The following is a 22,099-nucleotide window of genomic DNA, read 5'->3' on the forward strand; positions in this document are numbered from 1 at the left end:
GGACGAATCGATGAAACCAACCAGATCACGATGTGCAATCGTCGGCGCCGGCGAGGGCCTTGGGGTTGCATTGGCCAAGGCGTTCGCACAGGACGGACACGATCTCCTGCTGGTGGGGCGAACCGCCGACGGCCAGGCACGGGCAAAAGAGGCAGCGATCGCAGCGGGAGCCCAGGTCCAAGTGGTTGAGGCGGACGCCCGCGATCCGAACGCTCTAGCGCGCGCCTTCGAGGGTGCCGAGGTCGAGGTTCTGATCTACAACCCTCGTGGTCCGTTGACCTTCAAGCCACCCATCGACGTCACAACGGAAGAGCTGCAGGACGTCCTGTCGCTGGAAGTCGTCGGCGCGTTCGCGGCCGCGAAGGCCGTACTGCCGGCGATGATCGCACGCGGCCAGGGCACCATCATCTTCAGCAGCGCCACCGCGGCGTTGCGCGGCTCAGGACGAAACCTGCTCTACGCAGCCGGCAAGTTCGGTTTACGCGGAATGTCGCAGTCTCTGGCGAAGGCTTACGCGGTAAAGGGTGTGCATGTGGTGCATGTCCGACTCGACTGCGCGCTCGACGTGCCGATCGTGAAATCGATGATGGGATCAAAGTACGACAAGACACGTACGGCCAACCCAGACGACGTCGCCCGAAACTACGTCTGGGTTCATCGCCAACCGCGCTCGGCGTGGAGCAACGAAATCGAGTTGCGCCCGTATACCGAAGACTGGACCTATTGAGGATATCGCCGATGAAGCTCTACAACTGGCAGTTTGCGCCCAACTGCCGACGCGTCCGGATGTTCGTGCTGGAGAAGAAACTCGACCTTCCTGCAATCGAAGAGGTGATCGGGAGCGGACTGAGACTGAAGCCCGAATACTTCGAGACGTGGCCACACGCGATGGTCCCGATGCTGGAAACCGACGAAGGACAACAAATCGGCGAAGCGATGGCCATCTGCCGATATTTTGAGGAGCGATTTCCCGAGCCTAACTTGATGGGACGGACCGCCGTCGAGAAGGGCACGATTGAAATGTGGGAGCGCCGCGCTTACGACGAGTGTCTGATCGGGACGGCGGAGGTATTCCGCAATTCTCATCCCGATTTCGTCGACCGCGGGCTGCCTGGGACGACCGCTAAGGTGCCGCAGATTCCGGCTCTCATCGAACGCGGGAAAGGACGGGTCGCGCGCTACTACCAGAAGATCGAGGCGCAGCTGGCCGAGCAAGAATGGGTCGCTGGGTCGCGGTTTTCGGTCGCGGACATCACGACGTTGTGCGCGATGGATTTCGCTATCGCGGTCGGCATGCCGATTCCACCGGAATGCCCGTCGACCGCGCGCTGGCATGATCAAGTCAACGCAAGGCCGACCGCCAAACTGAGCGTCTAGCCGAATCGAAGGCCCGCCGTTCTCAATGCTAAGGAGGAGAGAGAAGATGAAACTCTACGATTGCACCGTCGCTCCGAGTCCCCGCCGTGTTCGCATATTCGCAGCGGAGAAGGGTCTAGATCTGCAGAAAGTGGAAGTCGATCTGATCGGTGGCGAGAACCTGCAGCCTGAGTTTCTAAAGATCAACCCGCGCGGTGTCGTTCCGACGCTCGAGCTCGACAACGGTACCCGCATCGATGAGGTGGTCGCCATCTGTCGTTACCTTGAGGCGCTCCAACCGGTGCCTGCGTTGATGGGCACCGACCCCCTGACGCAGGCGGTGATTGAGTCGCGCACCCGACACATGGAGTTGGACGGGTTCCTATCGGTCGCCAATGTATTTAGAAATTCATCGCCCGACTTCGCTAAGCGCGGACTGCCGGGCATCGCTGAAGAAGTTCCGGCCATCCCGGCCCTGGTTGATCGCGGCGTGGCTGGAATCGGGCGCTTTTTCCGGATGTTGGAGGAATATCTCTCGAAGACAACATTCGTGGCGGGGAATGACTACTCGATTGCCGACATCACGGCGTTGACCGTCGTCGATTTCGCCGGATGGGTTCAGCAACCGATTCCGTCCGCCAATGCGGCCACGCGCAAGTGGTACGAGATCGTATCGGCGCGCTCCAGCGCGAAGGCGTAGCGGGGACTTCGTGCGGTCCGGCCTTCCCGACGCGCACGAGGTCGAAGGGAAGGCCTGAATCGGAATCTGATCGCGACGATACGTGGATGCTTTGGGTTGCGGACACGGCTTGGCGCGTGGCCGAATGTCATGACCGTCGACGCGGCGCGAGCTAGGTTGACTCGATCGCGCTCGTCGTAGGCGGCAGCCGTCTGGCCGTCAGCGACGCAGCAAGTCCGTCACGGGTGGCCGGCTTGACCAAGTGCGCATCGAAGCCGGCCTCTGCCGTAGCTCGGCGATCGTCTTCCTGACCCCAGCCGGTCAACGCGATCAGAAGAATCGTATTTCCCCATTCTTTTGCGCGGATCATGCGCGCCACGTCGTAGCCACTGAGACGCGGCATTCCGATGTCCAGGAAGACGACTTCGGGCCGCCAGGATTCGATCGTCAATAACGCCGTCTCTCCGTCGGCGGCGGTGCGAGTTTCGTGTCCTTCGAGTTCGAGGAGGATCGCCAAGGATGATGCCGCATCCCGATTGTCATCGACGACCAGGATCCGTCGCGGAACAGGCACGGAGTCTGCGCTTGCTATCCCTTGGGAAACTGCGACGGTAGCAGCGTGGTGCCGGGGTAGTCTTACGGTGAACTCGCTGCCTTTTCCGAGCCCGCTGCTTTGGGCGGTCACGGCGCCCCCATGCAGGTCGACGAGGTTCTTCACGAGCGCCAATCCCAGGCCGATTCCGCTGCCCGAGCGCTGCAGCGAGCAGTCGTCTTGCATGTACAGGTCGAAAACGTAAGGAAGCTGGCGCTCGCTGATGCCAATCCCTGAGTCGCTGACCCGGATGACGACCCACGCTGAATCCGCCTCCACGGTCAACAGGACGCGTCCGCGCCGATCGGTGAACTTGGCAGCATTGTTGAGCAGGTTGCCGACGATCTGCGCCAGCCTCGCGGCGTCGCCAAGGACCATGACCGGCTCAGAGGGAAGCTTGACCGCCAAGTCATGGTCCATCCCGTCCAGCAATGGCGTGACCGCCTCCACGGCGAGCTGCAGCACTGCCACGAGGTCGGTAGGTTCCAATCTGAGATCGATCTTTCCGCGACTGATCCGGCTCAGGTCCACCAAATCGTCGATCAACCGCACCAGCTGACCAATTTGACGCTCCATCATGGCAATGACGGGCTGAAGGGCTGGCGCCTCGGCGATGCGGTGGCGCAGGATCTGCAGCGCGTTCTGAACAGGCGCGATGGGATTGCGTAGCTCGTGCGACAGCATCGCGAGGAATTCGCTCTTCCTGCGATCGATTTGTGCGACGTCAGCGAGGTGACGGCGCAATTCGCTTTCGAGGCGATAACGTTCCGTGTTGTCGCGGCAAATCATGACGGCGCCGACCGTGTGGCCGTCCTTGTCGTGAATCGGAGCGCTCCTGTCGTCGACCGGAAACTCGCGGCCTGACCGGTCGACCAGGAAACGGGAGGGAGTGTTCTCGATTCCGGTCGCCTCCGTTGACGGCTGATCGGCGCCGTCGAAGACCTTGACGACTGAACTTAGCGGCTGCCCCTCGGCTTCATGACGTGTCCACCCTGTAAGTGATTCGGCCACGCGATTGATATAGGTCACGCGGTCCATCGTGTCACTCGCGATCACGCCGTCGCCGATGCTGTTGAGCGTCACATCCAGAAGCTCACGGTGATCCCACAAACGCCTTTCCGCGCGAACAATTGCGGATGCGATGAAAAGGCTCGTCGACAAGGCGATGATCGTGCCGCCAACCAGCAGCGCCCATGCGACATGAATGATGGTTTGAACATCGCGAAGAGCGTCGTCCTTGCGCTTGTTGTAGACCGAGAGGGCCTCGGCCTGCAGACCGCCGGCCAGCAGATCTTGCAGTTCAAAGCGCAGGTTCAGCAGCTGCTGGGAGCGTGCCAACGTAGGCGCACCTGGAGGCAGGGCGACCAGTGTTTGCCCGAGAGCCTCGAGTTCCTGCCACGCTGGCAGAAACTTCGGCGTGATCGCGTAGCGTCCGTCTCCGTGCGCCAGGCGCTGATACTCCGATAGGTGATGGTCTCCGGCGTGCGCCGCCAATTCCATCTCCATGAGCGAGCGCGTATCTCCCGTCTGTAGGTAGGCCCTGACATTCAGCGCATACCGCAGCGCGTCACTCTCCAGCTGAGTCGCGGCAGCGCTCAGGTTTCGTGCATCCGCCATCTCCCGAACGGCGCTGTCCATGGTGCGGACACGTTGAGCGATCACCGAGCTCGACAGAAACAGAAGCGCGACCAGGGTGCCGAAGCCGATCCACAGATACCGGGCGGTTGTCATCGGCTTTTTCCTTCCCTGCTTTTCATGCCCTAGAGAGCTTATCCGCCTCTGTGGGGATATCTCGCCCACAGCATCGACTACGTCTAACCGATACGATCAGATTCCATTTTTTGCATCTCTGGCAAGCAAACGCCAGCCCATCGAGATGAGCGCGCTGAATGAATATTATGAGAGAGACAGGAGGCTGATAACGACGTCGATGTCGCCCGGCTGCTTTCATCCAATGGCTAGATCGCCGAAGCGCTCCGTCCCGATTCCCGTTTTCTGGATGCCGCCGTTGCGCCTTCGGTGAGCATGCGCAGGAGTGCGTCCACTTCAGCCTGCTCGCGAAGACAGAAACCCTGCGATCGCAAGTCGTTGCCGACGCGGATGGGGAGAATGCGAGGGGAGGCCAGCAGCCGAAGCCGGTCTTCTTGGTTGCCGGTTCCGTGAACGAACAGGGTCGAACCCCTTGTTGCCTGCTCAGCTAGGCGTCCAAGCGAAGGGGCGTGGTCGGAGCCAGCCAACTGGATCTCGAGGACGCCGTTGGTGCCGCTGAGGCGCGCGTGTTCTAGTTGCGACGCCACTCTGCGGACAGCACGTTCCGCGAGTCGGGGCGAATGCGTCGAGCGGAAATCGACCACGATTGAGAAAAGCCGATCCCTCACCAGGATGCTTGAGAATCCTTCGAGGCGCTCCTCGAGCTCTTTCTTCCAATCGCCGATCGTCTGCAGCGCACGAATCGGGTCCATTGGTTCGGGTCGCATGCGATCGTTATCGATGACATCAACCGATCGCAGGCTGTCGAGCCTCCGCTGGACGTCTCGTCGCTCCGCTCCAGCCAGGATCGTCACGCGGTAATGCGTCGCCACGCGCTGCAGAAGATCCAGTGTCTTTGACGAGAGTGACGGGAGGGCCGAACCGAGTTGCGGATCGTACGCGGGGACCAACGCACCGCGATACTCCAGCAAGAGCCTCGTCCCTTCGAAGAAAAACGGCGCTAGGGCAGCTCGATGGGCCGCGTGCAGAATCCAGTCCACCTTCAGCCTCGGTTGTCGATCGCGCGGGATTCAGGAGTAGCGCTTGCTGCCGCGACCGACATGGTCGTCTGGGGGACACCCGTCCTTCCAAGTGGAATCAGGAGGTTCTCGACGATCGAAACGCCCGCGACCGCAGCGACAGCGTTCAGCGACGCGGTATCGTCCTCCGCGATCTCGATCTGATGCATCAGCACGGTTCGAAGGACATCCGCATCGTTTGCGGCGTCGACCGGATCACGCCTCAGTGCGGCGTTCAGCGCGGTTCTGAGCCATTCCGACGTCAGCGGGTTCTGAAGCACGTCGTCAACGGTCATCATCTGTTCCGGTATCCGTCATCGAGCGATAGGAGATTGCGTGCGGCGCTAAAACGCCGGCCACCCGCAAGTTGGATTGGAGGAACATCCCAGCGCCCGGAGAGCCGTCCGGCGCTGACCGGCACATTCCAATCGACCCATCCAGGCACTTGCTGCCATCGAACCAGGTGGCGCCCGCAAGACTCAAACCCTCCAGTCGGGCGTTCGAGAGCGCAGCGCCTCGAAAATTCGCGCCTTGGGCCTTGGCTCCATACAACCGCGCGCTTGTGAGGCGCGCACGTTCCAGATCGGTGTGATCGAGCACCGCATTCTGAAGATCGGCCCCAGACAGATCGGCATCGGCGAGTCGCGCCGAATCCAGATAAGCACCCGAAAAGTTCGATTCGGATGCACGGATCGCGGCCAGATTCGCCCCCTGTATCAGCGCCCGCGAGAGCGTCGCCCGGCGCAGACTCGCGGCGGAGAGATCAGCCCCACGCAGATCCGCCTCTTCGAAGTTGGTGTGATTTAGCTGAGCTTGTTGCAGTCGCGCACCGCGCAGATTGGCGCCTCGCAGGGACGTGTTACGCAGATCGCTGCCGCGCAGATCGGCACCCTCGAGATCTGCATATTCGAGATTGAGCCCCGAGAGATTTCCAGGCTTAGTGCCCGTGCGATCGCAGGCGCTCAGTCCGAAGAGGACGATCATTGCCAGCCCGGATCGAACAAGGATCATGGCGGGACTCTAGGTGAGGAAATCCACGTCACCAATTCGCCGGTCCCCGTACGGGCATGCCCGTACTGAGGCGATCCCGCCTCGCCAGGGACCGCGTCGTGTAAGACTTCCGCACGCTCACCCAATGCGACGATGCCTAAAGAGAGTCGTGATAAATCCACGGGATGCCGCCATCTTCAGCATGTATGTCGCCGGGTATCTGGCGCTGGACGCCAGCAGCTACATCTACCCGGTGGTTCCACTCGGCATCACGCCGTGGAATCCTTCGGCTGGGCTCAGCCTCTTTTTGCTGTTGACCTGTGGCCGACGATTCTGGCCCGCAGTGCTGATCGCGGCCGTCGCGGCCGACGTCGTCGTGCGTAATGCGACGGTGAATGCGCCGATGCTTACCACTGCGGCATTCATCACGGGATGTTATGTGGTCGCGGCGACTTTCCTTCAACGCTCGTGGAAGGTCAGTGCGCCGCTCGAGTCGACCCGCGACTTGGTGATTTTCTTTGTGGTGGCGTCGGCCGCGAGCGGCACCGTTGCGGTGATGTTCGTGGGTCTCTACGCGGCGATCGGCATGGTGAGCATGCGCGACATGCCGCTGGACGTCCTTCGATACTGGGTCGGAGACCTGAACGGAATTCTCGTACTTACGCCGGCGCTCTTCAGTATCCGCAAGATCGGCAACATAGGCTTCGCCATTCGCAAGCTCGTAAGCCCGGAAATCATTCTGCAGCTCCTCTCCATCGGGGCCGCACTCGGCCTGATTCTCGCTTTCGCGGGGGACTATCCCTACCGGTCCTTCTACGCGCTGTTCCTCCCGCTGATCTGGATCTCGGCGCGCTGGGGCTTGCCCGGCGCCGCTGTTGCGCAGGTGATAATCCAGCTTGGCCTCATCACGTGTGTGCAGCTTGCCGACTACCACGCCGCCACGTTCGTGCAGCTCCAATGGCTGATGACGGGACTGTGCGTAACCGGACTGACGATCGGTGCCATGTCGTCCCATCGCGCGCGTCTGGAGCTGGCATTGCTCGATCGGCAGGCGGCGCTCAACCGCGCCCAACAATTTGCATCAGCCGGCGAAATGACCTCTGCGCTCGCGCACCAGCTCAACCAGCCGATGACCGCGCTCAATAGTTACGTCGGGGCGTGTCAGATCATGGTGGGCCAACCGATTCTCGATGCGGCCAGACTCCGGGATCTCATGGCAAAGATTGAAGGTGAGGTACGCAGATCCAGCGAGGTGGTGGCGCGGCTACGCGACTTTTATCGACGTGGGGCGACGAACCTTTGTCCGATCGAGGCCGGTCGTCTGGTAGACAATGTCATCCAGGTACTGCATCGCAATGCACAATCCGCGGATGTCGAAATCGTGAGTCGCCCGGGTGAATGGTCGCGCCGCCTGCTGGTGGACACCGTGCAGACTGAGAACGCGATCCAGAATCTGCTCCTAAACGCGATCGAGGCCATGGAAATGGCCGGCTCGAAGACGCGTCGAATCGAGACGTCGATTTCAGTGACGCAAACAAGCGTGGAGATCCGGATCCACGATAGCGGCCCCGGCGTTTCAGCAGAGATGATGGCAGAGCTGTTCGAGCCGTTCCACACGTCCAAAGCGGATGGGATGGGTATGGGCTTGGCTATCGCCAGGTCGCTGGTGCGTGCCAGCGGCGGCGATTTGTGGATCGAACCGGCGGCAGCGGGCGGTGCCTGTTTCGTGATGCGTCTGCCCGCTCCGACGTCGTCCGACGTGCTGCGCGCATGAACAGCGATCACCGTGTACACCTGGTCGACGACGACGCCTCCGTCCGGGATGCCGTCAGCACGCTGCTGGACGTCAGCGGCATCGCCGTCACGACCTATGCCTCCGGCGAATCATTCCTCGATCTCGTCGAGCCCAGCTGGACAGGCTGCGTGCTGCTCGACCTCAAGATGGGCGGGATGGACGGTCTGCAGGTGCAGCAGGAACTGCTGCGACGTTCCATCGGTCTGCCGGTGGTGATCATGACGGCGTACGGTGACGTTGCGACGGTCCGCGCCGCTCTGAAGGTCGGAGCGCATGATTTCCTAGAGAAGCCGGTGGACAATACGGTCCTGGTCGAAGTCATCAAGGGCGTGCTCGATCGCGAGCAGCAGCGCCGGCGCCAGCTCGAAGAACGCGAAGAGATCGATCAGAGATTTGCGCGGCTGACCATGCGCGAGCGCGAAGTCATGGAGTTGCTGGTCGCAGGGCGACAGCACCGCGAAATTGCACAGACGTTGGGCATCAGCCCCCGCACGGTCGAAGTGTACAAGGCGCGCATGATGGAGAAGATCAACGCCCGCAGCCTAGCCGACGTGATTCACATGGGCGCCGAGATCCGTCAACCGAAATGAGCCGACGCATGCATAGGAGAAAGCGGTTCGATGGATGAGCGCGTGCTGGTAGCGGATATCGGGAGTCTTCATTGCCGGCTGGCGCTCGCGCGGCATGATGCGCCCAGACCTTACCTGGAAGAGAACCGGTTGTACGCGGTACCCCGCGCGGACCTGTTCGAGGTGCTGCGCGAATTTCTGTTGGATGCACGGTGCAAGCAGCCAGCCGCGATTGCGGTCTCGGCCGCCGGGCGGGTGCGCCGGCTGCCCGGCAGAACCTGGGTGTCGGTGACCAACACTTCACTGACACTTGAAAGGGAATCCCTTGTTAATTTGATCGGTGGCCCCTGCTGGATCGTCAACGAGCGCGCGGCCATCGCGGCGGCGTTGCCTTTGCTCAGTGCGGATGAGCGCTGGCCTTTCGGACCTTCGCGGGCCGCCGTCGAGGGTCTGCGCTTGGTGATCAGCGTCGGATCCGGTTTTGGTGCCGCGGCCCTGACCGCCGACGGTACCGTGATCGAAACCGAGGCAGGACACTCCGATCTTGCGGCGGTGAGCGCCGAAGAGCGTCAATGGCTCAATCGGCTCGCGCCCCTCGGACGTCTCACGGCGGACGCGCTGCTGTCCGAGTCCGGCCTGCTGCGCCTCTACGAGGTGATCTCGGGGTCGTCGTGCCAGACGGTGGACGAGCTGTTGATGCGGCAGCGCAGGCACGAGAACGCCGCTCTCAAATCCCTCACGGCGTTTTCCACGTGGCTGGGTCGCAGCATCCGCAACCTCGTGCTGGGCCTCGGTGCGTGGGGCGGGGTGCATCTCACCGGCAGCCTGGTCAGCGACTTGGGAGATTCACTGGATCTGCATGCCTTCCGCCGGGGCTTCGAGGACAAGGCCCCTTTCTCCGCGGATCTTGCGGCCGTTCCGGTCCATCGCATCGCGCATGCGCAGCCGGCACTGCTGGGCATGGCGCGAATCGCATTCGAGCACCGATGAGACATCGTTCAGATGCACGGCGTGCGGGGTACGAGTGACCGCGTCGGCCCAAGAACGCATGGACATTGGCGGGTCGCTGCCGACGGCAACGTCGATGACGGCGGCGGGTGGTCGTCGGTGAAGACTGCGCTCCCGACAATCATTCGCCGCCGCCTGTTCGTGCAGGCGACGCGATCGCCCGAGCGCGTGCTGTTGACCCGAGTTCTCCTGTTGATCGTACTGGTGCTCGCGGTGCTCGCCATCTTCTGGGCCGATCGCGATGGACTGAAAGATCATGTCGACGGCCATGTGAGCTTCGGCGACGTGGCCTACTTCACTGCCGTGACCATCACCACGGTCGGCTACGGCGACATTGTCCCGGTATCGCAGCGGGCCAGGTTGGTGGACACGGTACTGGTCACGCCGCTTCGGCTGGTGATCTGGCTGGTATTTCTCGGCACCGCCTACGAATTGGTGCTGCAACGCTGGATGGAGGCTCGCAGGATGATGCGAATTCAGAACACCCTGAGCGGGCACCTCGTCGTCTGCGGATTCGGCCACAGCGGGCGCAGCTCGGCTCAGGAGGCGGTGGCGCGCGGGACGCCGGCGGCGCAGATCATGGTGCTGGACAAGGACGCGAAGGTTCTTGAGCAGGCCGCGGCACTCGGATACATCGGCCTTCTCGGCGACGCCACGCGCGAACAGGATCTGCTCGACGCCGGCGTACCGCGTGCGCAGGCCGTGCTGATCTGCCTGGGCCGCGACGATGCCACCGTACTGACGGTGCTTACCGTTCGCCAACTCGCGCCCTCCGTTCGCGTGATCTGCTCAGTCGCTGAGGAGGAGAACATCAAGCTGGTCCGCCAGGCTGGCGCCAACGCCATCGTGGCGCCCTCCATCGTCGGGGGCTACCTCATGGCGGACTCGGTGCGGTCCTCACACGTGGCGGATTACATCAGCGACCTCATGTGTTCGGACGGGCGCGTCCGTTTGGTCGAACGGATCGCGCTGCCCGAAGAGGTGGGCAAGGCGATTCGCGACATCTCGCCCGGACTAGTTGTCCGCATTCTGCGGGGCAACAGCCGGATAGGCTTCTGGGAGGGGCCTGAAGCTGTGGTCAGGACGGGTGACACCCTGCTAGAGATCGAGCATTCCTGATCACGCCTCGCTCCCGACTCGTTGGCTGCTGTCAGGTCGCGCCAGATCGAGAGGGAGTCCGCTGAGGCAGCCAGCACTCGCATTGCTGACCATTCGCCGACTCAGTCCCCGCCTGTATCTTCCTTGGCCTGCGGTGCCGTCTTCGCCGCGGCGGGCGGGACGGCCCGCAACAGCGTCTCTTCCCGCGCATCGGTTGCGCCGGAAGAAGCGAACACCAGAGTTCGATGGGGGAACGGGATCTCGATGCCTGCTTCGTCGAGCGCGAGTTTCACGCGCTTGAGAAACTCACGGCCAACCTCCCATTGCTTGATCGGCAAGGTCTTGATTCGGCCCTTGATGACGACGGCCGACTCATCAAGCTTGTCCACGCCGAAGATCTCCGGTTTTTCAATGATCTTGTCCGCGAACGAGGGGTCACTCTGCATGCCTTCGGCCGTGGCCCGGATCACGGCGATGGCGGCACTGGGATCCTCTTTGTAGGCGACACCGATATCGAACACGTAGGCGGACCATCCTCGCGTCATGTTGCTCAACGTATCGACGGAGCCATTGGGGAACACGTGCACGGTTCCGGCCTGATCGCGGATCACCAGCGTACGCAACGTCATGGCTTCGACCAGACCGCCGGTTCCATTGATGACGGCAACGTCCCCCACGCGGACCTGGTTTTCCATCACGAAGAAGAAGCCCGTGATGATGTCGCGCACCAGGCTCTGAGCGCCGAAGCCGACTGCGATGCCGACAACTCCCGCGCTGGCTAGGATAGGCCCCACGGCGATACCGAGTTGCATGAGCATCACCAGAGCGAGCGTGACGAACAAAAATACCGTCACGATCTGCCGAAGCAGGCGCATCAGCGTATCGACGCGCTTACGGTCCTCCATCGACAGCGGCTGATCGGCCGCGACGTCGCGCAACAGGCGGGACTCCACGCGGCCCAGGAGTACGCGTACGACGCGACTGAGCACCCACCAAACGATCAGCACAATCGCCACGCGGATCGAGGCCTGCGTCAATTCCGCGAGTTGCACCTGGGTGACTGCATCGAGATTCATATTCGAGTGTGTGTCGGTTGATTGTGATCGGTTCGACCCTGATCCGAACGCAGAATTGGGAATTGGTTGCGACCGACGATATCCGCGTCGATGACTTCAACGCGTTTGGCGAGCGCCATCGTCGAGTCTGTCTTCAAGTGCAGTGAGAGTGGGCTGTCGGTACGCAGTCGCAGTCGCCGAATTGTCGAGTGCCTGAAGGTGACCGTCCGAGACTTCCGAGCAAGACAGACGCCTGAGAATCCTTCCGTCGTCCTGCACCAACAATGCTCCGGTCCTGCCATCGATCGTCGTGCCGACCACGAACTCCTTCAGACGGATCGCACGGGCGATTCGGTATGCGTCGAAGCCTAAGCTTTGAAGGCGAGTACGACCGACCGATTGGGCAGACGACGTGCCGTACGGATCCGCTCCTATCGATGCCGAGGCGAGGACCACGGGCATACCGCAGAAGCGCAATCCTTCGCGATCGGTCGCGCTCAGCGAGCGATCGTAAGACGCCGCGACGCCGTAGACGACAAGATCATTCGGACGGTGCCAATAGAAGCGCAGTTCCGGAATGATGAGCCTGGCTTGGGCAGCGCCTGTGGCGATGAACACCGTCTCGATATCCTCGTCAGCGGAACCGTTGATCGTCCTACGGTCCAGCAACCCGCGAATCGTCTCGCTCGAATCGTCCCCAACGGCCGAGAACCGCCGTGTGCGCAGGACGGTCCCGCCCAAGGCCTCGAAGTGATCTCTGAACGAAGATGCAGTCCGGGTTCCCCAATCGCTCTCCTCCGCGAGAATGACGGCAGATCTCAAGTTGCTGTCGATGGCCGATGCGGCGGCTTCCCGGGCTTCGTCCTCCGGAGACAGGCCGAATTGATAAAGCAGGGGCGGTGGCGCAATCGCGTCATCCAAATAGTTCAGAGAAAGGACAGGCCGGACAAACTGACGTTGGTTTGCAAGCGCGTCGAGTTGCTCGCGCAGCAGCGGTCCTACGACGATATCCGGCGATCGCTCTATCGCCGTGTCGTAAGCAGTGAGGGCGCTTTCACCTGTTTCGCCGCTGTCGTAGACGTGAATCAGAGGCCGCGGATAACGCGAGGCCAGGTGCGCGGCAAAGAAGCCGTCGCGAAGCGCGGACGCAGGATTCTCGAAACGGCCCGAGATCGGCAGCAGCAGCGCGATCGAGCGCACGCCCGAGTCGGTAAGTAGCGGCTTCGGTGGATCAGCAGCGCGCACGGGCATCGGCTGCGTGTGAATCGTTGATGCGCGCGCGACGCGGGTTACTTGTGCAGTGGGCGATGGGGCAAACCCCGCGCAGCCCGAAAGAGCGAGCGGAACGAGGATCGCGATGATCGTGTTTGTGCAGATCCGGTCGACACGCAGGGATCGATCGATGATGTCAGCTGGCAAAGGAACATCCTTTCAAAAGAGTGGCGTCGCGTTCTGACGGTCCCCCGTCGCGGTTTGCGGCGTAGGTGCAGCGCGGCGCATTTGAGTGCCGCACGCATTCCAAGCCATACGCATGCCAACCCTTGCGCAGACGCAGCCAAGTCGAAGGCGCACGCGGCAACGCGGTGATGCGCGTACGGGCTTGCCCTCTTCTCTGCCCGTCACCCCGCCGTGCTGGTTGAAAGAGCCGAACTGAAGTTGAGGAGAAATGCACGGCCGGGCAAATCCGCGCAGAGCAACATGTAGAATTCAGGGCGGCCATGAGATCACAGCGTCCATTCGTGACGCGCCTTCTGGCCCACTGGCGTCGATGGACGATGCCTCCAGAGTTCGGGCCGTACTTGCACCGGACAGCATGCGCGGGCTTAGGGACGCTTTTGCAACAGCGCGAGAAATCATTTCTCGAAAGGAAGCCTCAGACAAATGGGAAGTGCGGTCGAGCGTCTCGCAATGCAAGGACTGAACGGCGAATGAGGGGCAACTTCCGCTTTCTCGTGGCCTGGCTTGCAGCGCTGACAATCCTTGTCCTCGCAGCCTGGTTGGTCGTGACCAAAACAACTCGCGGGTGGTTCGAGAAGGATGTCGCGCTCAGGGCAGAATTGGCATTGAGCGGTGCGCGCCGCGCGCTGGTGGCGGACCTGCGCCGAGCGGACATGCGCAGCGTGCAGGACCTGCTGACCGACCTTGCGCGTGACGAGCGAATTCTCGCTGCTGCAATGTGTGGCTCTACGGAGTCTCCGGTGGCCGTGACGTCCGGGTATCCGTCGTCGGCGCTCTCCTGCGACGAGATGGCTCGCCGGATTCGTCCGTCCGCGACGTCTCCTGCGCATTCGTGGCGCACGTGGCGAGATACGGTCGCACTCGCAGGTGGCGACGTCCATGTCAGTGCCATTCCTCTGATAGAAGGCGACCAGGCTCTGGGCTTCGTCATTCTGGTCCACGACCTGAGCTTCGCTGCGCGGCGCGAACAGAGCACGCAACGCTTCCTCTTCGCCGTCTTCGCGATCCTCGCTGTGCTCGCCGCCGTCATCACCCTGTTCACCGTGCGAATGCTGTGGCGCGGCTGGAGCCATACGCTGCACCAGCTGTCGCTGGGGCATGGTGATTCACGGCCTGAGTTCCAACCTCTTCTCAAGGATCTGCGTGACCTGCTCGATCGGCTTGCGAAAGAAGAGAGCGCAGAGTTGAACGGGGGGCTATGGAGTCCTCAACGTCTCAAGTTGACCCTGCAGCGGCATCTTCACGGCGAGCGCATGATTGTCGTCGCCAATCGCGAACCGTATCTCCACAACCGCCGGCCAGACGGATCGATCGAAGTGGTGCATCCGGCCAGTGGGCTGGTCAGCGCGCTCGAACCGGTGATGCGCGCCTGTTCGGGCGTGTGGTTCGCGCACGGTGCTGGTAGCGCCGACCGCGAGACCGCCGACGCACAGGGCCGCATCCGCGTGCCGCCCGGCGAAGAGTCCTACTGGATCCGGCGGGTATGGCTGACGCCAGAGCAGGAGCACGGCTACTACTACGGCTTCTCGAACGAAGGGCTGTGGCCACTGTGTCACGTGGCTCACAACCGTCCCCTGTTTCGCGCGGAGGATTGGCGCCACTACCAAGACGTCAACCTCAAATTTGCGGATGCGGTCTGCCAGGAAGTCGATTCCGATGATCCGGTGATCCTGGTTCAGGACTATCACTTCGCGCTCGCTCCGAGGCTTCTCAGGGAACGCCTGCCTCGCGCCACGATCCTGACGTTCTGGCACATCCCCTGGCCGAACGCGGAACAGATCAGCATCTGTCCCTGGCACAAGGAACTGCTGGACGGTCTTCTAGGAAGCAGCATCGTCGGATTCCACACCCGGCTCCATTGCAACAATTTCATGGAAGCGGCCGACCGCTTCCTTGAAGCACGTCTCGACCGAGAAGGCCTCGCGATCTCGCGCAACGAACGCAGCACACTGGTGCGGGCCTATCCGATCTCCATCGAATGGCCCAATCGCTGGGTCGAGAGCGCGCCGGCGTCCGACGCTTGCCGCGCGAGCGTCTTCGCCGAGCTGGGCTTGAAGGAGGACGCGAAGCTCGGCATGGGTGTGGACCGGCTCGATTACACCAAGGGTATCGAGGAACGCCTGCGTGCGGTGGAGCGACTGTTTGAGCGTGAGCCGGCTCTGGTGGGTCGATTCACCTTCCTGCAGCTGGCCTCTCCGAGCCGTACTCTGATCGACCGCTACCAGCGACTGAACGACGACGTGGAACAGCTCGCCGCACGAATCAATGCGCGGTTCGGTGCGGATCTATGGCGTCCCATCGTGCTCAAGCGTGAGCACACCGAGCCGGCGGATGTGTTTCGGTATTACCGGGCGGCCGACCTCTGCTACGTCAGTAGCCTGCACGATGGAATGAACCTGGTAGCCAAGGAATATGTCGCGGCGCGGGATGACGAACAGGGGGTTCTAATCCTGTCGAAATTCACCGGCGCGGCACAGGAGTTAACCGAAGCGCTGCAGGTCAACCCCTACGACATCGAAGAATCCAGCGCCGCGCTGTCCGCGGCGCTGCACATGCCGCGCGATGAGCAGCGTGCCCGCATGCGGGTGATGCGCGCGCTCGTCGCGGAATTTAATGTCTATCGCTGGGCGGGACGAATGTTGATCGACGCGAGCCGACTACGGCAGCGTGAACAACTGGCCGGTCTGCTTTCAAAGACTCGGCTCTCCGCAATGGGAGGGCGGGGATGAAATGCGCCCCGTCACATCGTGAATCGCGCAGTGCGATCCGACGAACAAGTGGGTCGCGACCGCAGCCCGAAGAAGTCGCTCTAGCCCGCGCCACGATCACCCGACTCACGCAAGGAGCGACAATTCGATCATGACAGCGACTCTGGTTCAGTGGTTGGCTGCAGCGCTGTTCGCCATCGCGCTGATCCATACGTTCTCCACGAAGATCTTCGAGCGGCTGGCGCACCGCCATCCGCAGCACGAAGGCATCTTCCACTTGCTGGGTGAAGTGGAGGTGGTCTTCGGATTCTGGGCGATGGTGTTGGTGATCGCACTGTTCGCGATCGAAGGCAAACAGAGCGCGCTCGGCTACGTGGACTCGCGAAACTTCACGGAGCCGCTGTTCGTGTTCGCGATCATGATCGTCGCTGGGAGCCGCCCGATCCTCGAACTGGCGAGCTTGCTGGTGCGGGGAGTCTCCCGTCTGCTACCGATGACGCCGAGCTTGGCCGCGTATTTCACCATTTTGTCGCTGGTGCCCTTACTGGGGTCGTTCATAACCGAGCCGGCCGCTATGACGCTGGGCGCGCTGATGCTGCGAGACCGCTTCCTCCACGAGGAGGGGTTGAGCGCCCGCTTCAAGTACGCCACGCTCGGCGTGCTGTTCGTCAACATCTCCATCGGCGGTGTGTTGACGCCATTTGCTGCGCCACCCGTGCTGATGGTTGCCGGGAAATGGGGCTGGGACATCGTGTTCATGATGACCCAGTTCGGCTGGAAGGCCGCGATCGCGGTGGCAGTGAACGCCTTGGCTGTAACGCTGCTCTTCCGGAAAGTGCTGGGCGGAATCAGCGCCATCGACGAGTCCCGCCGGGCGCCGGTACCGGCTTCGATGATGATCGTGAACTCGGCGGTGCTTCTCGGAATCGTCGTATTCGCGCATCACCCGGCGTTGTTTCTCGGCCTGCTGCTGTTCTTCATGGGATTCGCCAGCGCCTACCAGCGGCACCAGGGAAGGCTGATCGTGCGTGAAGCGCTGCTGGTCGCTTTCTTCTTGGCGGGGCTCGTCGTGCTCGGAGGTCTGCAGCAGTGGTGGCTGCAGCCGCTGCTGCTGTCGATGAGTCCTGATGCGGTGTATTTCGGCGCCACCGGCCTGACCGCACTGACGGACAACGCGGCGCTGACCTACCTGGGATCGCTCGTCGAGGGCCTCACTGACGAATTCAAATACATGCTGGTAGCAGGAGCGGTTACCGGTGGCGGGCTCACAGTGATCGCCAACGCGCCCAACCCGGCAGGCTTCTCGATCCTGAAGGTCCGCTTCGAGGACGAGACGATCAGTCCGCTCGGACTGCTGCTCGCCGCACTGCCGCCGACAGCAGTGGCCATCGTGGCCATGCGCTACCTGTGACTCCGCATCCGCCCGACACAGGGCCGCCGCCGCCGCTGCTGACGCGCCGCAATGCCCTGTTTCTCGACCTGGACGGGACGCTCCTGGAACTTGCGTCCACACCGGACGCCGTCGTGGTGCCCCAGGATCTGAGCGCACTGCTCGCCTCGCTCGCATCAGCGCTGGGGGGTGCCCTCGCAATCGTTACCGGCCGCGCACTCGAAACCGTCGATGCGCTCTTGCGGCCATGGACGGTCATCGGTGCGGGCTTGCACGGCGCGGAGTACCGCTTGCCCGGCATGCGCACGATCGATCGTCTGCCACTGCTGCCCGTGCGAAACATTGTCGAGCAATTGCGCTCACGTTTTGCATCCGTGCCGGGGGTTCTTGTCGAGGACAAAGAACACTCGGTGGCCTTGCACTACCGGCTGGCGCCTGAAAGACGTGAGGAATGCGAGTCGGCAATGCTCGCGGTCACCTGCCAACGCACGGACCTGCGATTGATGCACGGGCACTGCGTCATCGAAGCGCTTCCGGCCGCCGCGGACAAGGGCAGCGCGATCCTGAGGCTCCTGCAGCGCGCGCCGTTCGAATTCCGCGTACCCGTGTTTCTGGGTGACGATGTTACCGACGAGGAGGCGTTTCCTGTGGTATCGGGTTGCGGGGGCATGAGCGTGCGCGTAGGCGCGAGCTCCCCCCGGGCTACCCACATCTTGTCATCGCCATCCGACGTGCTGCGTTGGTTGCGCGCCAGTCTCACCGCGCTGGAGGCCGCGTATGGCAAAGCTTCAGAACCTTGAGTTGGGCGTCATCGGCAACTGCGGTATAGCGGCCCTGATCGACCGGGAAGCGAGCGTGCAGTGGTGCTGCCTTCCGAGATTCGACGGAGACCCGGTGTTCTGCGCGCTGGTGGACGGCGCGGATCCGGGACGGGTCGACGGGCAATGGAGCATCGTGCTCGAAGGAAGCGAGCGCGGGGAGCAGGTCTACGAGCACAACACGGCCGTCCTGGTCACGCGCCTGTTCGCGTCCGATGGGAGCGCCATCGAGATCGTCGATTTTTGTCCGCGCTTTGAGGCGCGTGGGCGGATGTTCCGACCGCAGATGCTGGTGCGACGGGTTCGCCGCCTCGCAGGACGTCCGCGCATCCGAGTGCGTCTGCGCCCGCGTTTTGGATACGGCGCGGTGGGGCCTGTCATCACGCACGGGTCCAATCACGTGCGCTATCAGGGGCCGGCCTTCACCTTGCGCCTGACCACGGATGCGCCGGTAACGTACGTGCTTGACGAAACTGCGTTCCTGGTCGACGAGCCGCTGAATTTCTTGCTCGGCCCTGATGAAACGATCGAGGAGGGGTTGGATCACCTCGCGCGGCATTTCCACGAATCGACGGCGCGCTACTGGCAGCAGTGGACGCGGCGCCTGGCCTTGCCACTCGAATGGCAGCAGGCGGTGATCCGCGCGGCGATCACACTCAAGCTGTCCACCTACGAGGACACGGGCGCCATCGTCGCGGCAATGACCACGAGCATCCCCGAAGCACCCGGAACCCAGCGCAACTGGGATTACCGCTACTGCTGGTTGCGCGACGCGTTCTTCGTGGTACGTGCACTCAACTCCCTGTCCGCGGTCGAAGCGATGGAGCTGTATCTGCGTTACTTCGAGAATCTGGTCGTGGACGCACCCGACGGGCACCTGCAGCCGGTCTACGGCATCGGCTTGGAGCGCGCGCTCACGGAGCGTCACGCCGAGTGTCTTGGCGGATACCGTGGCATGGGTCCGGTGCGGATCGGCAATCAGGCTTACGAGCATTTCCAGCATGACGTCTATGGCAACGTGATCCTGGCTGCTACGCAGTCCTTCTTCGACGAGCGCCTGATGCGCACCGCCGGACACGAGGAGTTCGCTCGCCTCGAATCGGTGGGGGATCAGGCGTTCCGCGTGCATGCCCTCTCGGATGCGGGCATGTGGGAGTTGCGCACGCGTGCGCGCGTCCACACGTCTTCGACGCTCATGTGTTGGGCTGCCTGCGATCGCCTTGGCAAGATCGCGCTGCACTTGGGGCTGACGGAGCGGGCGGTGCACTGGCAGCAGCGCGCAGAGATCATTCGTGCCGCGATCGACACCCACGCCTGGAACGCCGAAGCCAACTCGTACGTGGAGAGCTTCGGCGGAGCCGATGTCGAGGCCGGCCTGCTGCTGATGGTGGAGGTGGGATTCGTCGCGGCGCAGGACCCCCGGTTCCTGGGCACGCTCGCGGCCGTCGAAAACCGCCTGCGTCGCGGCCCCTACCTGTTCCGGTACGCGCAGGCCGATGACTTCGGCATGCCGGAGACGGCGTTCAACATCTGCACGTTCTGGTATCTGGATGCGCTCGCGAAGGTCGGCCGCCGGGACGAGGCGCGGGAGCTTTTCGAGAATATGCTGGCCCGACGCAATCACCTCGGATTGTTGTCGGAAGATGTGCATCCCCAGACCGGCGAACTCTGGGGCAACTATCCGCAAACCTATTCGCTGGTAGGCATCATCAACGCGGCGACTCGGCTGTCTCGGGACTGGGAGGACGCAGTCTGAGCGAAGTTCGGGATCGTTGCCCCATGAATGTCGAGCAGTGAGCCAGCTTTCATCGCCTGTCAGGCGACGACGAGTGTCGGCGATTAATCGATCCACAGCATCGCGCGAACTCCCTCAATGACCTCCTGGACCGCACACCCGAGCACTCGCCTTCATCGCTTCGTAGCGGTGCAACGCATTACGGGCTTTCTGCTGATGATCTTCAGCTTCACCATGGTTCCGCCCATCGTCGTGGATCAGCTTTACGAGGGCACCACGACGGGCCCATTTCTGACAGCTCTGTGGATCACGTTCGTGACGGGGGCCGTCATCTGGTGGCCCGCCCGCAAGGAGCGTGCTGAACTTAAGACGCGTGACGGCTTTTTGATCACCGTTCTTTTCTGGGCGGTTCTCGGAATCTTTGGCGCGATTCCGTTGATCCTCACCCATGCGGCTTGGCACTCCTATACCGATGCCATATTCGAGTCCGTATCCGGACTGACAACTACGGGAGCCACCACGGTCGCAAGGGGGTTGGATGATCTCCCGCACGCGCTCAACTTCTACCGGGCGCAGCTGCATTGGCTCGGCGGCATGGGAATCATCGTGCTTGCGGTTGCCGTCCTTCCGATGCTGGGGGTCGGCGGCATGCAGCTATATAGGGCCGAGACTCCAGGGCCGATGAAAAATGCCAAGCTGACCCCGCGCATCACCGAGACTGCGCGGGTCCTTTGGTTGGTTTACGTGACCCTCACGGCCGTGTGCGGCTTGGTCTATTACGCACTGGGCATGACAGCGTTCGACGCGGTTATACACGCGTTATCGACCTTGGCAACTGGAGGGTTTTCTAGCCACGACGCCAGTATTGGATTTTTCCAAAATCCCATACTCGAGTGGGCTGTAATGTTGTTCATGCTGTTGGGAACGATCAATTTCGCGACTCATTTTGCAGTTTGGCGCAGTCGCAGCGTGCGCTCCTATTGGAGAGACAGCGAATTCCGCACCAGTCTGTCCGTGATCCTGTTGTTTTCAGCTCTCGTCGCGCTGCCGCTGATCCTGACTGCTACGTTCAGCGATCCGCTCGTGTCGGTGCGAAAGAGCGTGTTTCATGTCATTTCTTACGGAACGACGACGGGATTTACCACGTCGGATTCGAGCGTCTGGCCCAGCTATGCCCCTCTAATGCTGATACTCGCCGGCTTTATGGTGGGATGCGCCGGATCGACATCGGGCGGCGTGAAGATGGTTCGTCTAATGCTGTTTGTGAAGCAGGCGATGCGAGAAGTGAAACGACTGGTCCATCCGTCAGCCCAGCTCCCCATTAAGCTAGAAGGAAAGGTGGTGGACGATGCGGTTGTTTACGCAGTGGGCGGCTTCTTCTCCGTGTATATCGGCTTCACGATCGTACTCACGTTCGCCATGATCTCAACGGGTCTGGACCCGGTGGTCGCATTTTCGGCCGTCTCAGCCTGCATTAACAACATGGGACCAGGCCTGGGCCCACTCGCCGGCTCGATGGCTGGGGTAAGCGAAGCCGGAAAATGGATTCTGATATTCACGATGCTGCTGGGCAGACTTGAAATCTTTACTCTGCTGATCGTGCTGAATCCCGGCTTTTGGAGACGTTGGTAATGAGCTGTCGTCGAGCGAACGTTCTCGTCGACGGTTGATCGCTCCATTGTCGATCGGGTTCTTCCTGTGAGACGTATTTTTGACTGGGGTGCAGAAAAGCGCTGCGTCTCTTCCGCAACCTGATTCTGTAGGGAGTCCGTTTTTCCCTTTGGCTTCGAGGTCGCAGACACCACCTAGCTTCTTGAGACCGGATGTCGGCGAAGTGCTGCTCTTGGCACGACTGAGCCGACCTGTGGGGAGGCGTGGGACAGCCTGAGCCGACTTCGCACCCTCGATCCGTTTGATCTCAAGCAGAGAGATCGCTCTGCGACTCAGAACGCCGCTGCATACGGCTTGGCGGCAACGCGTCCTCGCTGTAGCCCTTCGTCGGTCCTCTGCTATCTACGCCTCGCTTTGGGGGTTACAACGCACGCGCAGGTCGCGAGCGCGCCGCACACCCCGGGTGCGC

General features: G+C 62.1%; 18 protein-coding genes. 12 read left to right on the top strand and 6 right to left on the bottom strand.

From position 1 onward, the window contains the following. The first annotated feature begins 10 nt into the window (after nt 1-10). The 3 genes from DFR24_RS19820 to DFR24_RS19830 are packed head-to-tail and all read left to right on the top strand — an operon-like array spanning nt 11 to nt 2,056. Nucleotides 11-727, top strand: a complete 717-nt coding sequence (locus DFR24_RS19820) for an SDR family NAD(P)-dependent oxidoreductase (RefSeq protein ID WP_133883188.1) — start codon at nt 11-13, stop codon at nt 725-727. A gap of 11 nt (nt 728-738) precedes the next feature. Further along, complete coding sequence (locus DFR24_RS19825; protein WP_133883189.1) at nt 739-1,377, top strand: glutathione S-transferase family protein; 639 nt, start codon at nt 739-741, stop codon at nt 1,375-1,377. A 46-nt stretch (nt 1,378-1,423) separates the two neighbouring features. Next, nucleotides 1,424-2,056 (top strand): glutathione S-transferase family protein, encoded by a 633-nt coding sequence (locus DFR24_RS19830; protein ID WP_133883190.1) that lies wholly within the window; start codon nt 1,424-1,426, stop codon nt 2,054-2,056. A 151-nt stretch (nt 2,057-2,207) separates the two neighbouring features. Here DFR24_RS19830 and DFR24_RS19835 read toward each other — a convergent pair whose 3' ends face one another. From DFR24_RS19835 to DFR24_RS19850, 4 genes are all read right to left on the bottom strand, one after another. Further along, nucleotides 2,208-4,358, bottom strand: a complete 2,151-nt coding sequence (locus DFR24_RS19835) for a hybrid sensor histidine kinase/response regulator (protein WP_133883191.1) — start codon at nt 4,356-4,358, stop codon at nt 2,208-2,210. A 227-nt stretch (nt 4,359-4,585) separates the two neighbouring features. Beyond that, on the bottom strand, nt 4,586-5,377 hold the full coding sequence (locus DFR24_RS19840; protein ID WP_133883192.1) for a trehalose-6-phosphate synthase: 792 nt from the start codon (nt 5,375-5,377) through the stop codon (nt 4,586-4,588). A gap of 2 nt (nt 5,378-5,379) precedes the next feature. Beyond that, entirely contained in the window at nt 5,380-5,694 is a 315-nt protein-coding gene (locus tag DFR24_RS19845; RefSeq protein WP_136249369.1) for a hypothetical protein, read from the bottom strand. Continuing rightward, nucleotides 5,681-6,379 carry a pentapeptide repeat-containing protein gene (locus DFR24_RS19850; protein WP_211346637.1) on the bottom strand — a complete coding sequence of 233 codons (699 nt, stop codon included), beginning with the start codon at nt 6,377-6,379 and terminating at the stop codon, nt 5,681-5,683. Before DFR24_RS19850 ends, DFR24_RS19845 begins: the two co-directional genes overlap by 14 nt. A 208-nt stretch (nt 6,380-6,587) precedes the next feature. Between DFR24_RS19850 and DFR24_RS19855 the strand changes: the two genes are divergently transcribed. The 4 genes from DFR24_RS19855 to DFR24_RS19870 all read left to right on the top strand — a co-directional run bounded on the left by DFR24_RS19855 (nt 6,588) and on the right by DFR24_RS19870 (nt 10,876). Then, nucleotides 6,588-8,159 carry an ATP-binding protein gene (locus tag DFR24_RS19855; RefSeq protein WP_162851333.1) on the top strand — a complete coding sequence of 524 codons (1,572 nt, stop codon included), beginning with the start codon at nt 6,588-6,590 and terminating at the stop codon, nt 8,157-8,159. Beyond that, complete coding sequence (locus tag DFR24_RS19860) at nt 8,156-8,770, top strand: response regulator transcription factor (RefSeq protein WP_133883196.1); 615 nt, start codon at nt 8,156-8,158, stop codon at nt 8,768-8,770. The genes DFR24_RS19855 and DFR24_RS19860 overlap by 4 nt, the downstream gene beginning before the upstream one ends. Nucleotides 8,771-8,800: 30 nt before the next feature. Then, entirely contained in the window at nt 8,801-9,739 is a 939-nt protein-coding gene (locus DFR24_RS19865; RefSeq protein ID WP_133883197.1) for a glucokinase, read from the top strand. A gap of 117 nt (nt 9,740-9,856) precedes the next feature. Next, nucleotides 9,857-10,876 carry a potassium channel family protein gene (locus DFR24_RS19870; RefSeq protein ID WP_246051728.1) on the top strand — a complete coding sequence of 340 codons (1,020 nt, stop codon included), beginning with the start codon at nt 9,857-9,859 and terminating at the stop codon, nt 10,874-10,876. Between the two features lie 101 nt (nt 10,877-10,977). Here DFR24_RS19870 and DFR24_RS19875 read toward each other — a convergent pair whose 3' ends face one another. Further along, the gene (locus DFR24_RS19875) at nt 10,978-11,931 is read right to left on the bottom strand and encodes a mechanosensitive ion channel family protein (protein ID WP_133883199.1); all 954 of its coding nucleotides are present in this window, start codon (nt 11,929-11,931) and stop codon (nt 10,978-10,980) included. Nucleotides 11,932-12,027: 96 nt separating this feature from the next. Next, complete coding sequence (locus DFR24_RS19880; protein WP_133883200.1) at nt 12,028-13,329, bottom strand: penicillin-binding protein activator; 1,302 nt, start codon at nt 13,327-13,329, stop codon at nt 12,028-12,030. Nucleotides 13,330-13,838: 509 nt separating this feature from the next. Here DFR24_RS19880 and DFR24_RS19885 point away from each other — a divergent pair. The 5 genes from DFR24_RS19885 to DFR24_RS19905 all read left to right on the top strand — a co-directional run bounded on the left by DFR24_RS19885 (nt 13,839) and on the right by DFR24_RS19905 (nt 21,651). Then, entirely contained in the window at nt 13,839-16,097 is a 2,259-nt protein-coding gene (locus DFR24_RS19885) for an alpha,alpha-trehalose-phosphate synthase (UDP-forming) (RefSeq protein ID WP_133883201.1), read from the top strand. A gap of 130 nt (nt 16,098-16,227) precedes the next feature. Next, nucleotides 16,228-17,487, top strand: a complete 1,260-nt coding sequence (locus tag DFR24_RS19890) for a putative Na+/H+ antiporter (protein ID WP_133883202.1) — start codon at nt 16,228-16,230, stop codon at nt 17,485-17,487. After that, nucleotides 17,484-18,266 (top strand): trehalose-phosphatase, encoded by a 783-nt coding sequence (gene otsB / locus DFR24_RS19895; protein WP_133883203.1) that lies wholly within the window; start codon nt 17,484-17,486, stop codon nt 18,264-18,266. Before DFR24_RS19890 ends, otsB begins: the two co-directional genes overlap by 4 nt. Further along, nucleotides 18,244-20,040, top strand: a complete 1,797-nt coding sequence (locus DFR24_RS19900; protein ID WP_133883204.1) for a glycoside hydrolase family 15 protein — start codon at nt 18,244-18,246, stop codon at nt 20,038-20,040. Before otsB ends, DFR24_RS19900 begins: the two co-directional genes overlap by 23 nt. Before the next feature lie 117 nt (nt 20,041-20,157). Beyond that, nucleotides 20,158-21,651, top strand: a complete 1,494-nt coding sequence (locus tag DFR24_RS19905; protein ID WP_133883205.1) for a TrkH family potassium uptake protein — start codon at nt 20,158-20,160, stop codon at nt 21,649-21,651. The last annotated feature ends 448 nt before the right edge of the window (nt 21,652-22,099 follow it).

Origin of the sequence: Panacagrimonas perspica (genome assembly GCF_004364935.1) — a bacterium.
GTDB lineage: Bacteria > Pseudomonadota > Gammaproteobacteria > Nevskiales > Nevskiaceae > Panacagrimonas > Panacagrimonas perspica.

Bases quoted from the DNA above. Each gene is read 5' to 3' on its own strand.
- DFR24_RS19820 (WP_133883188.1), top strand. From the start codon at position 11: ATGAAACCAACCAGATCACGATGTGCAATCGTCGGCGCCGGCGAGGGC.
- DFR24_RS19825 (WP_133883189.1), top strand. From the start codon at position 739: ATGAAGCTCTACAACTGGCAGTTTGCGCCCAACTGCCGACGCGTCCGG.
- DFR24_RS19830 (WP_133883190.1), top strand. From the start codon at position 1,424: ATGAAACTCTACGATTGCACCGTCGCTCCGAGTCCCCGCCGTGTTCGC.
- DFR24_RS19835 (WP_133883191.1), bottom strand. From the start codon at position 4,358: ATGACAACCGCCCGGTATCTGTGGATCGGCTTCGGCACCCTGGTCGCG.
- DFR24_RS19845 (WP_136249369.1), bottom strand. From the start codon at position 5,694: ATGATGACCGTTGACGACGTGCTTCAGAACCCGCTGACGTCGGAATGG.
- DFR24_RS19850 (WP_211346637.1), bottom strand. From the start codon at position 6,379: ATGATCGTCCTCTTCGGACTGAGCGCCTGCGATCGCACGGGCACTAAG.
- DFR24_RS19855 (WP_162851333.1), top strand. From the start codon at position 6,588: ATGTATGTCGCCGGGTATCTGGCGCTGGACGCCAGCAGCTACATCTAC.
- DFR24_RS19860 (WP_133883196.1), top strand. From the start codon at position 8,156: ATGAACAGCGATCACCGTGTACACCTGGTCGACGACGACGCCTCCGTC.
- DFR24_RS19865 (WP_133883197.1), top strand. From the start codon at position 8,801: ATGGATGAGCGCGTGCTGGTAGCGGATATCGGGAGTCTTCATTGCCGG.
- DFR24_RS19875 (WP_133883199.1), bottom strand. From the start codon at position 11,931: ATGAATCTCGATGCAGTCACCCAGGTGCAACTCGCGGAATTGACGCAG.
- DFR24_RS19885 (WP_133883201.1), top strand. From the start codon at position 13,839: ATGAGGGGCAACTTCCGCTTTCTCGTGGCCTGGCTTGCAGCGCTGACA.
- DFR24_RS19890 (WP_133883202.1), top strand. From the start codon at position 16,228: ATGACAGCGACTCTGGTTCAGTGGTTGGCTGCAGCGCTGTTCGCCATC.
- DFR24_RS19900 (WP_133883204.1), top strand. From the start codon at position 18,244: ATGGCAAAGCTTCAGAACCTTGAGTTGGGCGTCATCGGCAACTGCGGT.
- DFR24_RS19905 (WP_133883205.1), top strand. From the start codon at position 20,158: ATGACCTCCTGGACCGCACACCCGAGCACTCGCCTTCATCGCTTCGTA.